This is a genomic window from Xanthobacter sp. DMC12 (assembly GCF_056314105.1).
Map to the genome: position 1 here is coordinate 490,265 of NZ_JBQUYZ010000002.1, position 15,910 is coordinate 506,174.

The following is a 15,910-nucleotide window of genomic DNA, read 5'->3' on the forward strand; positions in this document are numbered from 1 at the left end:
TGCCCCCGCTGCGCGGGAGTTTCGCGCTGGACCCCGGATCGGCGCTCCACCTGCGGTGTCGCTTGTCCCGGGAACGGGGACAAAAGAAAAGGGCGCAGCCTTTCGGCCGCGCCCTCTTTTTTTCCCGGATGGGAGGATGGATCAGAAATCCATGCCGCCCATGCCGCCCATGCCGCCGCCCGGCATCGCGGGCATGCCGGAGTCCTTCTTCGGCAGCTCGGCGACGAGCGCTTCGGTGGTGACGATCAGGGCCGCGATGGAGGCGGCGTCCTGGAGGGCGGTGCGCACGACCTTGGCCGGATCGACGATGCCGGCGGCGATCATGTCCACATACTCTTCCGTCTGGGCGTTGAAGCCGAAGGACGGATCGTTGGACTCCTGCACCTTGCCCACCACGATGGAGCCTTCCACGCCGGAATTCTCGGCGATCTGGCGGATGGGGGCCTCAAGGGCGCGCAGGACGATCTTGATGCCGGCCTTGATGTCGGCGTTGTCGGAGGTGACCTTCTCCACCGCCGCCTTGGCGCGGAGCAGGGCGACGCCGCCGCCGGGGACGATGCCCTCTTCCACCGCAGCGCGGGTGGCGTTGAGCGCGTCGTCAACGCGGTCCTTCTTCTCCTTCACCTCGACCTCGGTCGAGCCGCCGACGCGGATCACCGCGACGCCGCCCGCGAGCTTGGCCAGACGCTCCTGGAGCTTCTCGCGGTCGTAGTCCGAGGTGGTCTCCTCGATCTGCGCCTTGATCTGGTTCACGCGGGCCTCGATGTCGGCCTTCTCGCCGACGCCGTCCACGATGGTGGTCTTTTCCTTCTCGAGGATGACCTTCTTGGCGCGGCCGAGCTGGGCGAGGGTGACGTTCTCGAGCTTGATGCCGAGGTCCTCGGAGATCACGGTGCCGCCGGTGAGGATGGCGATATCCTCAAGCATCGCCTTGCGGCGATCGCCGAAGCCGGGAGCCTTCACCGCCGCGACCTTCAGGCCGCCGCGCAGCTTGTTGACCACGAGGGTGGCGAGGGCCTCGCCTTCCACGTCCTCGGCGATGATGACGAGGGGACGGCCGGTCTGCACCACGGCCTCGAGGACCGGCAGGATCGGCTGGAGGCCGGAGAGCTTCTTGTCGAAGATCAGCAGGAAGGGCTCTTCCAGGTCGGCGATCATCTTCTCCGCATTCGTGATGAAATAGGGAGAGAGATAGCCACGGTCGAACTGCATGCCCTCGACCACTTCGAGCTCGGTCTCGGCGGTCTTGGCTTCCTCGACGGTGATGACGCCTTCGTTGCCCACGCGCTGCATGGCGCCGGCGATCATCTCGCCGATGGAGGCATCGCCGTTGGCGGAGATGGTGCCGACCTGCGCGACTTCGGCGGACGACGACACCTTCTTGGCGCGGCCCTTGATGTCGGCGATGGCGGCGGCGACGGCGAGGTCGATGCCGCGCTTCAGGTCCATCGGGTTCATGCCGGCGGCGACGGACTTGGCGCCTTCCTTCACGATGGCCTGGGCCAGCACGGTGGCGGTGGTGGTGCCGTCGCCGGCGAGGTCGTTGGTCTTGGAGGCCACCTCACGCACGAGCTGGGCGCCGAGGTTCTCGAACTTGTCCTCGAGCTCGATCTCCTTGGCCACCGACACACCGTCCTTGGTGATGCGGGGGGCGCCGAAGCTCTTCTCGATCACCACGTTGCGGCCCTTGGGACCGAGGGTGACCTTCACGGCGTTGGCGAGGATGTCGACGCCGCGCAGCAGCTTCTCGCGCGCGTCGGAGGAGAACTTTACTTCTTTGGCAGCCATCACGGCCTCCTTATGATTCTGTTTCGCTCAGAAGACGCGCAAGATCACTTGGCGATGACGCCGAGGATGTCGCTTTCCTTCATGATGAGCAGGTCCTGGCCGTCGATCTTGACCTCGGTGCCGGACCACTTGCCGAACAGCACGCGGTCGCCGGCCTTCACGTCGAGGGGGACGAGCTTGCCGCTCTCGTCACGGGCGCCGGCGCCCACCGCGATCACCTCGCCCTCCTGGGGCTTTTCCTTGGCGGTGTCGGGGATGATGATGCCGCCGGCGGTCTTCTGCTCGGCTTCGATGCGCTTGACGACCACGCGGTCGTGCAGAGGACGGAAGGACATGGGTCGTTACCTCTTTCGGGGGAGCGCGAGCCTTGGCCCGCCGTTCTGGCACTCCCGGATGAAGAGTGCCAAGCTCGCCGCGGAGATAAGGGCGCGTCCGCCGGACGTCAAGGCGCGCTGCAGCAATCGAGGAGCTAGCAAAGCGGTAACGAGCCGTGGGATAAGCTCGTGCGGAGCTGGGGCTTGACCGGCGGACGGGGCCGACGTGGACGGCATCGACGCCGACGGCGCAAGCCTTTATGGTCAGGCGACTGCCTGGGTGGTCGCTTTCTTGTTCCAGGCGGCGGGAGGCCTCGGAAAGCACATGACGAAGATGGTTGCGGGATCCAAGTCTGCTTTCGGGCGGTCTGCTTTCGGGCGGTTTGCTTTCGGAAGGCCGCGCGCCGCGCTGGCCGGTGCCGCCCTCACGGTGCTGGCCCTCGGCCTCGCCGGCTGCGAGACGACCCCCTCCGCGCCGCCGCCGGCCGCGCGCCCGGTCTATACCAGCCCGATCCCGCCCGACCGCCTCGTCGGCCGCTGGGGCCTCGCCGCCTATCACCGGCCGGACGACGCCACCCGCACCGAGGCGCAGGCCAAGGCCTCCTGCGGCAACAATCCCTATGTCATTACCGCCGGCACCAATGGCGGCGTAATGATGTATCTCGCCGACGACAACAAGCTGACCGAGCTGGTCTCCAAGCAGGTGGGCAACGGCCCGGTCTATATCGGCCCGCCCGACGACCCGGCCGGCGGCGAGCGCGACCGTCAGGTGGTGCGCTTCGACGGCAATATCCTGGTGCTGCGCTTCGTCGATCCGGAAGTGGCCAAGCGCTACGGCACCATGGTCTACGTGCGCTGCTCGTGACGGGGAGGGGCTTCGCGCCCCTCACGTGGGCTGAGGGTCACCGCCCGAAGGCGGCAAAAACCCCCCAGAAGCTCACCGCCCGAAGGCGGTGAGCATGGCGGACCCCCGGTTGGTGGGGTCGAACACGTGCAGGCCCAGTTCCTCGGCCAGTTCCCGGAAGGCGGCGATGCCGCGCACCGAATTGCCGCGCGCATCGAGGCGCGGTGAATAGGTGGCGATGCCGAGCTGGCGGTTGACCACGCCCAGGATGCCGCCGCCCACCCCGCTCTTGGCCGGCACGCCCACGTCGAACGCCCAGTTGCCGGCGAAATTGTACATCCCGCAGGTGAACATCACGGCGAGCGTGGCCCGCACCGCATCCACCGCGAACACGGTGGTGCGCGTGAGCGGGTCCTCGCCGATGTTGGCCAAAGTCGCCCCCATGCGGGCGAGGTCGCCGGCCGTCACCAGGATGGAGCATTGGCGGAAATAGAGGTCCAGCGTCGCGTCCACGTCGGCGGTAAGTGCTCCGGCGCTGGTGAGCAGGTGGGCGATGCCACGGTTGCGATGGGCGGTCTCGGCCTCCGAGCGGAACACCGCCTCGTCCACCACGAGCCGCCGCCCGGCCGCGGCGGAGAAGCGGTCCAGAACGAAGTCCAGCGCCGCGTCGCCGAGATGCTCCACCAGCAGGCCGGAAACGGTGATGGCCCCGGCATTCACCATGGGATTGAAGGGCCGATTGGTATCGGCATCGAAGACGATGGCGTTGAAGGCATCACCCGAGGGCTCCACGCCGACGCGGGACAGCACCTTTTCGCGCCCCGCCACCTCAAGGGCGAGACAGAAGGCAAATGCCTTCGAAATCGACTGGATGGTGAACGCCACGTCGGCATCTCCGACCGAAACCACCTCCCCCTCCACCGAAACGGCGGCGATGCCGAAGCGGTCCGGGTCCACCAGCGCCAGCTCGGGAATGTAGTCGGCGAGGGCGCCGGAGGTATCGCCGCGGCTGCGCTCGAAGGTGTGGCGCACCACCGTCTCCAGCCCGTAGCCGGGAGCCGCGTGAGCAGGACCCGAATCCATCATCATCCCCCTTGCCGACCGGCGGCGCCGGCCCCACCCCGGCTTTAGCACAAGGCGTGCCACGGCCCGGGGAGCGGCAGCGGAGGGCGAGGACGGTGCGGCCCATGCCGTCAGTGGGAAAGGAAGCCAGTGGGAACGGTGAAGGATGGCCGTGAATGCGCGCGGCCGCCCTCACTCCGCCCGCTGCGGCCGGGCCATCAGCGCCTCGATGGCGCCGTCGATGCCGAGGCGGCCGGCCAGCACGGCGTCCACGGCGGCGCTGACGGGAACGTCCACGCCCTTCGCCGCCGCCATCTCCACCAGCACGCTGGCGGTAAAAGCGCCTTCCGCCAGCTTGCCCGCGCCCGCCTCGCCCGCCCCCAGCGCGCGGCCGAAGGCGAAGTTGCGCGATTGCGGGCCGGAGGTGGTGAGGATGAGGTCGCCGAGGCCGGAGAGGCCGGTGATGGTCTCCGGCCGCGCACCATAGGCGGCGCCGAAGCGCATCAATTCGGCAAAGCCCCGCGCCACAAGAGCGGCGGCGGCGCTCGCCCCCAGCTTGCGTCCGGCGACGATGCCGGCGGCAATCGCCAGAACGTTCTTCGCCGCCCCGCCGATCTCCGCGCCGCGCACGTCAGTGGAGTGGTAGAGCCGCAGTGTGGACGAGCCCAGCGCCTGCGCGAGATCCTTCGCCAGTGCGCCATCGCCCGCCGCCAGCGTCACCGCCGTGGGCAGGCCGGCCGCGACATCGCTGGCGAAGCTGGGGCCGGAGAGCACGGCGGGCCGCGCGCCGGGCAGGGCCTCGGCGATCACCTCGCTCATGAAAGCGCGGGTGCCGCGCTCGATGCCCTTGGCGCAGGAGATGACCGGCATTCCCGCCGGCACGCGGGTGCGCAGATGCCCCAGCGCCTCCCGGCAGGCCTGCGCCGGCACCACCAGCAGCACGGCGTCGCACTCGGCCACACGGTCGAGGTCGGAGACCGGCGAGACGGAGGGATCAAGCGCGATACCCGGCAGATCGGCCCGGTTCTCGCGGGCCGCCGCCATGTCGGCCATGGCCTGCGCATCGCGCCCCCACAGCACCACGTCGCGCCCGGCGCGGGCGGCGGCATTGGCGAGGGCGGTGCCCCAGGCACCGGCCCCCATCACGCCGATGCGGCGAAAGCTTAAACCCGACACCGCTCAGGCCCGCGCCGAGGCCGAGGCGGCGGCCGCCGGATCGAGCGGCCAGCGGGCGCGCGGGCTTACGTCCAGCCGGTCGCGGATGCCACGGGCGAGGCGCTCGGCTCCGGCCCAGGCGATCATGGCGCCGTTGTCTGTGCAAAGCACCGGGGCCGGCATGGCGAAGCGGGTGTTCAGCTCCGCCGCCACCTTGGCGAGGCTCTCGCGGATCATGCCATTGGCGGCGACCCCGCCGGCGACGACCAGAGCGGTCGGGCCACGCCCCAGCCGGTCGCGGAAGGCGCGGGCGCCCGCCCGCACGCGGTCGGCGATCACGTCCACCACGGCCGCCTGGAAGCTGGCGCAGAGGTCGGCCACGTCCTCGTCCGAGAGCGGGGCGAGGCGGTCCGCCTCCAGCCGCACGGCTGTCTTGAGGCCGGAAAGGGAGAAATCGGGCTCGCGCCGGCCCAGAAGCGGGCGCGGGAAGGCGAAGCGGGCGGAATAGCCGTGCTTGGCCTGCTCCTCCACCTGCGGGCCGCCCGGATAGGGCAGGCTCAGCATCTTCGCCACCTTGTCGAAGGCCTCGCCCACCGCATCGTCCAGCGTGGTGCCGAGGCGGGTGTATTTGCCCACATCTTCGATGGCGAGAAGCTGGGTGTGGCCGCCTGAGACGAGGAGCAGGAGATAGGGGAAGGCGACGCCATCGGTGAGGCGGGCGGTCAGCGCGTGGGCCTCCAGATGGTTCACCGCCACCAGCGGCTTCTTGGCCGCGAGCGCAATGGCCTTGGCGGTGGTGAGGCCGACGATGACCCCTCCGATGAGGCCGGGGCCGGCCGCCGCCGCGATGCCCGAAAGCTCGGAATAATCCACGCCCGCCTGCCGCATGGCCTCGGCGATCACATGGTCCAGCACTTCCACATGGGCACGGGCCGCGATCTCCGGCACCACGCCGCCATAGGGGGAGTGGATCTCCACCTGCGAGCGGATGACGTTGGAGCGGATGTCGGATGCGCCCGAGGGCGAGCGCGTCACCACCGCCGCCGACGTCTCGTCGCACGTGGTCTCGATGCCGAGCACCATGAGATCGGGCAAACCGTGTTCCTCCAGAGCGTTGCGCGCCGCCATTGCGCTGCGCCGCAACGCCGCCTATCCCGTTTCGAATCCCTCGCGCATTCTACGCATCCCTGAACGAGAATACGAAATTGGAAGAAATGTCCGGCGGAAATTCCCCTCTCCTGCGCATCGGCACCCGTGGCAGCCCGCTCGCTTTGTGGCAGGCCCATGCGGTGCAGGCGGCCCTGGCGGAGGCGCTGAACGTCGCGCCGGAACGGGTTGCCATCGAGGTCATCCGCACCACCGGCGACCAGATCCAGGACCGGGCCTTGTCCGAGGCCGGCGGCAAGGGGCTCTTCACCAAGGAGCTTGAGGAGGCGCTGCTGGACGGCCGCGTCGACCTCGCCGTCCATTCCGCCAAGGATGTGGCCACCTACCTACCCGAGGGCCTGCACCTCGCCGGCTACCTGCCGCGCGCCGACGTGCGCGATGCGCTGATCCTGAAATCCGGTGCCGGCCTCGCCGATCTTCCGGCCGGCGCGCGGGTCGGCACCGCCTCGCTGCGGCGCGAGGCGCAATTGCGGCGCCTGCGGCCGGACCTCAAGGTCGAGCTGCTGCGCGGCAACGTTCACACGCGCCTCGCGCGGGTGAAGGACGGGGATTTCGACGGCACCCTCCTCGCCCTCGCCGGCCTTACGCGGCTCGGCCTCGCCGACGTGGCGAGCGCGGTGCTGGCGACGTCGGAATTCCTGCCGGCAGTGGGGCAGGGGGCCGTGGCCATCGAATGCCGCGTGAATGATCCCGCCACCAATGCCGCCATCGCCGCCGTCGCCTGCCGGGACACCGGCATCGCGCTGGCGGCGGAGCGCGCGTTCCTGACCGCCCTCGACGGCTCCTGCCGCACCCCCATCGCCGGCCTCGCCCGGGTGGAGGGCGATCAGGTGCGCCTCTCCGGCCTCGTCATGACGCCCGATGGGGCGGATGCGGCGGAAGCCTCCGGCGCCGCTCCGATTGCGGACGCCGCCGCGCTCGGCACGGCGCTCGGCACCGAGCTGCGCGCCAGCGCCCCGGCCAAGGCGCTGGGTCTCTAGACCTTTCCGGCGCGGCCTTCACCGCGTCGGCCGTTGTTCTGCCCCGTTCTTCCGTTCGATTGTTTTGCCCATGCTTGTTCTCGTCACCCGGCCGCTGCCCGCGGCGAACCAGACCGCCAAGCGCCTTCGGGCGCTGGGGCATGATGTGACCGTCGATCCCATGCTGCGGATCGCCCCCACCACGACACCGCTGCCGGACCGCCCATTCGATGCGGTGGCCTTTACCTCCATCAACGGGGTGACGGCCTTCGGCGCCCATCCCGACGGCAAGCGCTTCCTCCATCTGCCGGCCTTCGCGGTGGGTCCGCGCACGGCCAAGGAGGCCCGCGCCATCGGCTTTGCCAGCGTCACGGATTGCGACGGCGATGCCTCGGCGCTGGCCGGGCGCATCGCGGCGGTGCTCCCGTCCGGCGCGCGGGTTTTGAACCCGGCGGGCGAGGACCGCGCCGCCGATCTCGCCGGCCTGCTAGCCGCCCCCGGCATCTCGCTGGATCTCGCCATCGTCTACGCGGCCGAACCGGCCGATTCCCTGTCGGAGGAGGCGCGCGCGGCGCTCGCCAGCGGAACCGTGACGGCGGCGCTGCACTTCTCCCAGCGGACGGTGAAGACCCTGCTGCGGTGCGTTGCCGCCGCCGGGCTTAACGACGCGTTGACCGGTGTGCGCGAACTGTGCCTCTCCGAGCAGGTGGCCGAGCCGTTCGTCCGCAAGGGTCTGGCGGTGGAGGTCGCTGCCGCGCCCAATGAGGATGCGCTGTTCGCGCTGCTGTGACGCGGCTGTGAGGGACGGGGGCGGGCGTCGCGGTTGCGGCCCGGCTCCGGCCGGTCTATCCCGGTCCCGAAGACGGGTCCGAACCCAATAGGGAGGCACGAGCGACGCCGATGGCCACCAATACGCCGGCGAGCGACGATCCGAAGGCGGAGAACTTCTCCTCCCGACCGCCCCGCACCCCGCCCACGCTCGACCTGAAAGCGCAGGAAATTCCGTCGGCGTCCAAGCCGACCGGTCCGGCGGTCCAGAAGCCCGTGACCGGCGCCGCGCCGGCCGAGCCGGCCAAAGGCACAGGCACCGTCCCGAACACCGGCGGGCCCGCAGGCGACGCGCCCGCCAAAAGCGCAGCGTCCAGCGCGGCGGCCGAGAAGAGCGCCGAACAGGTCGCCGAGACCGAGGTGCGCAAGGAGGCCGAAGCCGCGGCGGAAGCCAAGAGCGACGCCCCCACCCCGTCCCAGCCCGCGCCGGAGCCCCCCCGCAAGGGTGGCGGAGGCACCGTCTTCGCGGCGCTGATCGCCGGCCTCATCGGCGGCGGCGCGGCGGCGGGCGGGCTCTGGTATGCCCTGCCGATCCTTTATCCGCCGGCCCCGGTGGCCGCGCCGAAGGTGGACCTCTCGCCGCTCCAGTCGCGCATCGCCGCGCTGGAAGGCCGGCCCGCGGTCGATCCCAAGGCCATCACCGCCCTTTCCGAACGGCTCGACCGCGACGAAGCCTCCCTCAAGGCGGTGCAGGAGGCCCTCGCCGGCCTCAAGGCCGCGCCGGCGCCGTCCGGCGCTCCGGCCGCCCCTGCGGCGCCCGCCATTCCCCCGGCGCTTGTGAAAAGCGTGGATGATCTCAAGACCGCCACCGACCAGGCGCGCGAGGCGCTGGCCGCCCTGCGCCGCGACGTGGACGCCCTGAAGGGCGGCGAGGGCGCGCTGCGCACCGCCGTTGCCGCCGCCACCGCCGGCGCTCGCGAGGCCGGCGCCAAGGCCGAGGCGCTGGCTCCGAAGCTGGAGGCGCTCACCCCGCAGGTGGCGGCGCTCATCGGCGCCACCCAGTCGCTCGGTCCGCAGGTTCAGGCCCTCGCCACCCAGACCCAGGCCCTCGGGCCGCAGGTGCAGGGGCTGGAGAAGCAGGCCGAGGCCATCGGCCCGCGCTTCGACGCGCTGAAGAAGCAGATCGAGGAGGCGAGCGCCGCCGCGACCCAGTTCAACCGCACGGCATCCAGCCTCGTGGTGGTCGCCGCCTTCCGCGACGCGGTGGTCTCCGGCCGGCCGTTTGCCGCGGAACTCGCCGCCGCCCGCGCCACGCTCGGCGCCAATGCCGGCCAGCTCGACGCCTTCGCCGGCGCCGCGGAGAAGGGCTTCGCGCCGGCCCCCGCGCTCGCCGCCCGCCTCGCGCAGGAAGGCGCCGCCGCCCTCGGCGCCGCCGCGCCCGCTCCGGCGAATGCCAACGCCTCGCTCGTGGATCGGCTGATGTCCTCGGCCGAAAGCCTCGTGAAGGTGCGCCCGGCCACCGGGCCCGGCTCGGTGGATTCGGAAGGGCTCATCGGCACCGCGGTCACCCAGGTGCGCGCCGGCCAGCTCGACGAGGCCCTGAAGACGCTGAAGCAGCTGCCCGATAGCGTGCAGCAGCGCCTCGCCGTGATCCGCGATATCGAGGCGCGGGCCGCCGCGGTCAAGGCCGCCGGAACTCTCTTCCAGCAGCAGCTGGCCGCCATTTCGGGGAAGGTGCCGTGATCCGCCTCGTCCTGCTCCTGATCCTCCTCGCCGCCGCCGCCTTCGGCGTCTCCTGGCTCGCCGACCGACCGGGCGAGATCGCCGTGGTGTGGGAGGGCTGGCGGGTGGAGACCACCGTGCCGGTGGCCCTCGCCGTCATCGCTGTGGTCTCCGGCGTGCTGCTGCTGCTGTGGCGGCTGCTCTCGCTGCTCATCCGCTCGCCCAAGCTGATCGCCGCCTTCTCCCGCCGCCGCAAGCGCGAGAAGGGCTGGCAGGCGGTCTCGCGCGGCCTGCTCGCGGTGGGCATCGGCGACAATGCCGCCGTCCGGCAGGCGCGTCACGACGCCGCCCGGCTGCTGCCGCACGAGCCGCTGACCCACCTCCTCACCGCCCAGGCCGCCCAGCTGGACGGCAAGCCGGAGGTGGCCATCGCCGCCTTCCGCGCCATGGTGGACGATCCCTCCACCCGCCTTCTCGGCCTGCGCGGGCTGCACATGGAAGCCCGCAAGGCCGGCGACAAGGCCGCCGCCTACGCCATCGCCGAGGAGGCCGCCTCCGCTGCCCCGACGCTCGGCTGGGCCGCCGATGCGGTGATCGAGGCACGCTGCGCGGCCGGCGACTATGCCGGCGCCCGCGCGGTGCTGGAACGCCAGATGGCGCAGAAGGGCATCGACAAGGCCCAGTACAAGCGCCGCCGCGCGGTGCTGCTCGCCGCCGAGGCCATCGCGCTGGAACAGACCGACCCGCTGGTGGCCCGCGAGAAGGCGGTAGAGGCGGTGCGCCTCGCGCCCACGCTGGTCCCCGCCGCCGCCTGCGCCGGCCGCCTGCTCGGCGCTGCCGGGGAGCTGCGCAAGGCGGCGAAGATCGTCGAGACGGCGTTTGCCGCCAACCCGCATCCCGAACTCGCCGATGTCGAGGCCTATCTGCGGCCCGGCGACGCGGCGCTCGATCGCCTCAAGCGCATCCGCACCCTCGCCAACAAGGCGCCCTCCCAGCGGGAAAGCGCCATCGCGCTCGCTCGTGCGGCCATCGATGCGCAGGAATTCCGCCAGGCCCGCCTCGTGCTGGAGCCGCTGCTGGACGATCCCAGCCAGCGCGTCTGCCTGCTGATGGCGGAGCTGGAAGCGGCCGAGCATGCCGATATCGGCAAGGCCCGCGAATGGACCGCCCGTGCCGTGCGCGCCAATCGCGATCCCGCCTGGATCGCTGACGGGGTGGTCTCCGATCGCTGGGCGCCGGTTTCGCCGGTGTCCGGCCGGCTGGACGCCTTCGTCTGGGAGGTGCCGCCCGGCGTCTCCGCCACCCCGATCCTGGAGCACGAGGCCGAGCGGGTGAAGGCGGCCATCGCGGCCGTGCGCGCCAGCGAAGAGGCCAAGATCGCCGAGCAGAAGAAGCTCGCGGAGCAGAAGCAGGCCGAGAAGAAGCAGGCCGAGATCAAGGCTGCGGAAATCAAGGCTGCGGAGATGAAGGCCGCCGAGGCCGTGGTCGTGGCGAAACCGGCCGCCTCCGATGCCGCTGTGGTGGTCGAGGCGCCTGTGCCGGTTCCGACCGAGGCGCACAAGGCGTCCGAGGTGAAGAAGCCGGAGGCCGCGGGTCCGGCGCCCAAAGGGGCCGACTCCAAGGGTGCCGAGCCGAAAGCCATCGACGCAAAGGGTGCTGACCCGAAGGCCTCCCGGCCCGCCGAGCCTGTGCCGGTCATCCTCGCCCCACCCCCCGGCAACGGTGCGGAAGCGGGGCGCGGACGGGCGAAGCCGAATGGCAAGCCGGAAAACGGCAGGAAGCCCGACGCCATCGTCGCCCTGCCGCCTCTGCCGGACGATCCCGGCCCCGAGGCGGATGCGACGGAGGACCCGGACCCCACCCCCAAGTCCCGCCGCCTGATGGGGTTGTGAGGATAGGTTGAGGACCGCTGTTTCCCTTCTCCCCTCGCGGGAGAAGGTGGCACGCGGCGCGAGCCGCGTGACGGATGAGGGGGCTGGCTCCGGTCTTCATGCGTTGGTGGTGGCGGAGAGAACCCCTCACCCCGGCCCTCTCCCGCAAGGGGAGAGGGGGCGCGAACGTTCGATGCGGGACGATCAAGGGATAGGTCAGAGGATCGGCCTTTTGCCTTCTCCCCTCGTGGGAGAAGGTGGCACGCGGCGCCTGCCGCGTGACGGTTGAGGGGGCTGCTGACTGTCGCCCGCCCAATGCCACGGCGGCACATACCGCTTACCGCCGGGCGGTCATAATAGCCTTCGCCTTGTGGCCGCCCCGCGCCGATGCTATGCGGCGCGGATGACCGCCAGCGCCCAGAAGCACATCCGCAACTTCTCCATCGTCGCCCATATCGACCACGGGAAGTCGACCCTCGCCGACCGCCTCATCCAGATGACCGGCGGGCTCTCCGAGCGCGAGATGACGGAGCAGGTGCTCGACAGCATGGATATCGAGCGCGAGCGCGGTATCACCATCAAGGCGCAGACGGTCCGCCTCTCCTACAAGGCGCAGGACGGCGAGACCTACGTCCTCAACCTCATCGACACCCCCGGCCACGTGGACTTCGCCTATGAGGTGAACCGCTCGCTCGCCGCCGTGGAGGGCTCGCTGCTGGTGGTGGACGCCTCCCAGGGTGTGGAGGCGCAGACGCTCGCCAACGTCTACCAGGCCATCGACAACAACCACGACATCGTGCCGGTCCTCAACAAGGTGGACCTGCCCGCCGCCGAGCCGGAGAAGGTGAAGGCGCAGATCGAGGACGTGATCGGCCTCGATGCGTCCGACGCCATCGGCATCTCCGCCAAGACCGGCCTCAATGTGGAGCAGGTGCTGGAAGCCATCGTCACCCGCCTGCCGCCCCCCGTGGGCGACCGCGAGGCGCCGCTGAAGGCGCTGCTGGTGGACTCTTGGTACGACACCTATCTCGGCGTGGTCGTCCTCGTGCGCATCGTCGACGGCGTGCTGAAGAAGGGCCAGCGCATCAAGATGATGGGCTCCGGCGCCGTCTATGACGTGGACCGCGTGGGCGTGTTCACCCCCAAGATGGTGACCCTCACCGAGCTTGGCCCAGGCGAGATCGGCTTCCTCACCGGCTCCATCAAGGAAGTGGCGGACACCCGCGTCGGCGATACCATCACCGAGGACAAGCGCCAGACCGACGCCGCCCTGCCGGGCTTCAAGCCGGCCCAGCCGGTGGTGTTCTGCGGCCTGTTCCCGGTGGATGCGGCGCAGTTCGAGGATCTGCGCGCCGCCATGGGCAAGCTGCGCCTCAACGACGCCAGCTTCTCCTTCGAGATGGAGACCTCCGCCGCGCTGGGCTTCGGCTTCCGCTGCGGCTTCCTCGGGCTGCTGCATCTGGAGATCATCCAGGAGCGCCTCGAGCGCGAGTTCAACCTCGACCTCATCGCCACCGCGCCCTCGGTCATCTACCAGATCGAGATGACGGACGGCACGACCATCGATTTGCACAATCCGGCCGATATGCCGGACGTGGTGAAGATCGAGGAGATCCACGAGCCGTGGATCCGTGCCACCATCCTGACCCCCGATGATTATCTCGGCTCCGTGCTCAAGCTCTGCCAGGACCGGCGCGGCAACCAGATCGAGCTCACTTACGTGGGCGCGCGCGCCATGGTCACCTACGACCTGCCGCTGAACGAGGTGGTGTTCGATTTCTACGACCGGCTGAAGTCCATCTCCAAGGGCTACGCCTCGTTCGACTACCAGATCACCGAATACCGTCCTGGCGACCTCGTGAAGATGTCCATCCTCGTGAATGGCGAGCCGGTGGACGCCCTCTCCATGCTGGTCCACCGCACCAGGGCCGAGGCGCGCGGCCGGGTGATGTGCGAGAAGCTGAAGGATCTCATCCCCCAGCATCTGTTCAACATCCCCATCCAGGCCGCCATCGGCGCCAAGATCATTGCCCGCGAGACCATCAAGGCCCTGCGCAAGGACGTCACCGCCAAGTGCTACGGCGGCGACATCACCAGAAAGCGCAAGCTTCTGGACAAGCAGAAGGAAGGCAAGAAGAAGATGCGCCAGTTCGGCAAGGTGGAGATTCCGCAGGAAGCCTTCATCGCCGCGCTGAAGATGGACGAGTGAGACCTTCGCCCGGGACGCCCGCGGCGGCGGGCTTCAGGCCGCGCCGGCCTTGAGCAGCGCCAGAAGGCCGGTGAGCAGGTCCACCGGCGTCGGCGGACAGCCGGGGATTTTCAGGTCCACCGGAATGACGGCGGCGGCGCCGTCCGTCACCGCATAGCTGCCGGCGAAGACGCCGCCATTGATGGCGCAGTCTCCGGCCGCCACCACCCATTTCGGGCCGGGCGTGGCGTCATAGGTGCGCTTCAGCGCCTCGGCCATGTTCTTCGCCACGGGCCCGGTCACCAGCAGCACGTCCGCATGGCGGGGCGAGGCGACGAAGCGGATGCCGAAGCGGTCGAGATCGTAGAAGGCGTTGCCCAGCGCGTGGATTTCCAGCTCGCAGCCGTTGCACGAGCCGGCATCCACCTCGCGGATGGAGAGGCTGCGGCCGAGCCGCGCGCGGGCGGCGGCATCCAGCTCGCGCGCAAGGGCTTCCACCGCCGCGTCGTCGGGGCCTTTTTCGGTGAGCGGGGCCTTCAGGAGGCCCTGAAGCAGAAGCCTGCGCATCACAGGTCCACCCCCGAATAGGAGCAGTTGAAGGATTTGTTGCAGAGGGGGAAGTCGGCGACGATGTTGCCCTCGATGGCGGTCTCCAGCAGCGGCCACTGGAACCAGGAGGGATCGCGCAGGTGCGCCCGTCGCACGCGCCCGTCGCTCCCCAGCGCCACGAAGGCGAAGACATCGCCCCGGAAGCTCTCCACCAGCGCCACGCCTTCGCCGCCGCCGGCCGGCGCGGGGACGATGATGTCACCCTTGGGCAGCGTGTCGATGAGGCGGACGATGAGGCCGAGGCTTTCCTCAACCTCGCGGATGCGCACCCACACGCGGGCGTTCACGTCGCCGTCCGTGCGCACGGGCACCTCAAACGGCAACCGGTCGTAGGGCGGATAGGGCAGGGCCCGTCGGGCATCAAAGGGCCGGCCGGAGGCGCGGCCGACGAATCCGCCGGCGCCGAACTGGCGCACATAGTCCGGTTTGGTGAAGCCGGTGCCCACCGTGCGGTCCTGCAGGGAGGCGGTCTCGTCATAGAGCCGAACGAGAGCGGGGAAGGCCCGGCGCACCTCGGCCACCATGGCCTTCACGCCGGTGATGGCCTCCGCCGTTATGTCCTGCGCCACGCCGCCGGGCACCACGCGATCCATCATCAGCCGATGGCCGAAGGCGCGGGCGGAGGCGCGCAGCACGCGCTCGCGCAGCACGCCGCAATGGGCGAGCATGATCGCGAAGGCGGCGTCGTTGCAGATGGCGCCGATGTCCCCGAGATGGTTGGCGAGGCGTTCCAGCTCCGCCATCAGGCCGCGCAATGCTTGGGCGCGCTCCGGCACGACGACGCCGCGCGCGGCTTCCACCGCGCGGCAGAAGGCGAGCGCGTAGGCCACTGTGGCATCGCCCGAATGGCGGCCGGCGATGCGGGCGGCCTCCTCCGGCACGCGGCCGGCCATCAGGCCTTCCATGCCCTTGTGGACGTAGCCGAGGCGCTCCTCCAGCCGCACCACCGTCTCGCCATAGGCGGAGAAGCGGAAATGGCCGGGCTCGATGATGCCGGCATGGACCGGGCCGACCGGGATCTGGTGCAGCCCTTCACCCTCCACCGGCAGAACGGGATAGGCCTCGCCCGCCGCCGCGTCGGGACTGGCGGCGCCGAGCGGCGCGCGCACGCCCCAGCGGGCATGGTCGAGCCACGGGCGTTGATCGGGGGCGCCCACGGGCGTCAGGCCGAACAGGTCGCGAATGGTCCGCTCCAGCCGCGCGGCGGGGGGATGGTGCCGCGCCACGGAAGGAAAGGCGCCGGTGGGGCAGGGGAGGGTGGCGAGGGCGAGGCGGCCGATGGCCTCCTCCAGCAGCGCTATGTGGACGGCGCCGCTATCCCCGAACAGAGCGGAAAGGGTGAGCCGGCCCGCAGCGAGTTCCGCGCAGAGGCCGGTCCATTCGGCCTCGTTCACGCTCACGCGCGGCCAGGGGCGGCAGGCGGAGCCGTTGCGGGCGAAGAGATCGGAGAGGTTGACCATGCC

13 protein-coding genes are annotated in these 15,910 nt (G+C 70.5%); 6 read left to right on the plus strand and 7 right to left on the minus strand.

All coding sequences use genetic code 11. The features are described from left to right. Positions 1 to 141 precede the first annotated feature (141 nt). Positions 142 to 1,788, minus strand: a complete 1,647-nt coding sequence (groL, locus tag ACT535_RS10435; RefSeq protein WP_168458370.1) for a chaperonin GroEL — start codon at positions 1,786 to 1,788, stop codon at positions 142 to 144. A gap of 44 nt (positions 1,789 to 1,832) precedes the next feature. Next, positions 1,833 to 2,123, minus strand: coding sequence for a co-chaperone GroES (gene groES, locus ACT535_RS10440; RefSeq protein ID WP_029556583.1), 291 nt, complete (start codon positions 2,121 to 2,123; stop codon positions 1,833 to 1,835). Positions 2,124 to 2,427: 304 nt separating this feature from the next. Between groES and ACT535_RS10445 the strand changes: the two genes are divergently transcribed. Continuing rightward, positions 2,428 to 2,967: a hypothetical protein gene (locus ACT535_RS10445; RefSeq protein ID WP_476364304.1), complete on the plus strand. Its 540-nt coding sequence runs from the start codon at positions 2,428 to 2,430 to the stop codon at positions 2,965 to 2,967. Positions 2,968 to 3,039: 72 nt separating this feature from the next. Here the strand turns inward: ACT535_RS10445 and glsA are convergent, their stop codons facing one another. From glsA to tsaD, 3 genes are all read right to left on the minus strand, one after another. Further along, positions 3,040 to 4,029, minus strand: a complete 990-nt coding sequence (gene glsA, locus ACT535_RS10450) for a glutaminase A (protein ID WP_476325521.1) — start codon at positions 4,027 to 4,029, stop codon at positions 3,040 to 3,042. Positions 4,030 to 4,200: 171 nt separating this feature from the next. Further along, complete coding sequence (locus ACT535_RS10455; RefSeq protein WP_476364305.1) at positions 4,201 to 5,184, minus strand: NAD(P)H-dependent glycerol-3-phosphate dehydrogenase; 984 nt, start codon at positions 5,182 to 5,184, stop codon at positions 4,201 to 4,203. Between the two features lie 3 nt (positions 5,185 to 5,187). Continuing rightward, positions 5,188 to 6,291: a tRNA (adenosine(37)-N6)-threonylcarbamoyltransferase complex transferase subunit TsaD gene (tsaD, locus tag ACT535_RS10460; RefSeq protein ID WP_168458368.1), complete on the minus strand. Its 1,104-nt coding sequence runs from the start codon at positions 6,289 to 6,291 to the stop codon at positions 5,188 to 5,190. Between the two features lie 86 nt (positions 6,292 to 6,377). Between tsaD and hemC the strand changes: the two genes are divergently transcribed. The 5 genes from hemC to lepA all read left to right on the plus strand — a co-directional run bounded on the left by hemC (position 6,378) and on the right by lepA (position 13,859). Then, complete coding sequence (hemC, locus tag ACT535_RS10465; protein ID WP_476364712.1) at positions 6,378 to 7,310, plus strand: hydroxymethylbilane synthase; 933 nt, start codon at positions 6,378 to 6,380, stop codon at positions 7,308 to 7,310. A gap of 70 nt (positions 7,311 to 7,380) precedes the next feature. Further along, positions 7,381 to 8,079 (plus strand): uroporphyrinogen-III synthase, encoded by a 699-nt coding sequence (locus tag ACT535_RS10470; RefSeq protein ID WP_476364306.1) that lies wholly within the window; start codon positions 7,381 to 7,383, stop codon positions 8,077 to 8,079. Positions 8,080 to 8,189: 110 nt separating this feature from the next. Beyond that, positions 8,190 to 9,800 (plus strand): hypothetical protein, encoded by a 1,611-nt coding sequence (locus ACT535_RS10475; protein WP_476364307.1) that lies wholly within the window; start codon positions 8,190 to 8,192, stop codon positions 9,798 to 9,800. Beyond that, positions 9,797 to 11,671, plus strand: a complete 1,875-nt coding sequence (locus ACT535_RS10480; protein WP_476364308.1) for a heme biosynthesis HemY N-terminal domain-containing protein — start codon at positions 9,797 to 9,799, stop codon at positions 11,669 to 11,671. Before ACT535_RS10475 ends, ACT535_RS10480 begins: the two co-directional genes overlap by 4 nt. A 382-nt stretch (positions 11,672 to 12,053) precedes the next feature. After that, the gene (lepA, locus tag ACT535_RS10485) at positions 12,054 to 13,859 is read left to right on the plus strand and encodes a translation elongation factor 4 (RefSeq protein ID WP_476364309.1); all 1,806 of its coding nucleotides are present in this window, start codon (positions 12,054 to 12,056) and stop codon (positions 13,857 to 13,859) included. A 33-nt stretch (positions 13,860 to 13,892) separates the two neighbouring features. Here lepA and ACT535_RS10490 read toward each other — a convergent pair whose 3' ends face one another. Together ACT535_RS10490 and ACT535_RS10495 are read right to left on the minus strand one after the other, a co-directional pair. Beyond that, positions 13,893 to 14,405 carry an NADH-quinone oxidoreductase subunit B family protein gene (locus ACT535_RS10490; protein WP_476364310.1) on the minus strand — a complete coding sequence of 171 codons (513 nt, stop codon included), beginning with the start codon at positions 14,403 to 14,405 and terminating at the stop codon, positions 13,893 to 13,895. Continuing rightward, positions 14,405 to 15,907, minus strand: coding sequence for a hydrogenase large subunit (locus ACT535_RS10495; RefSeq protein WP_476364311.1), 1,503 nt, complete (start codon positions 15,905 to 15,907; stop codon positions 14,405 to 14,407). The genes ACT535_RS10490 and ACT535_RS10495 overlap by 1 nt, the downstream gene beginning before the upstream one ends. Positions 15,908 to 15,910 lie beyond the last annotated feature (3 nt).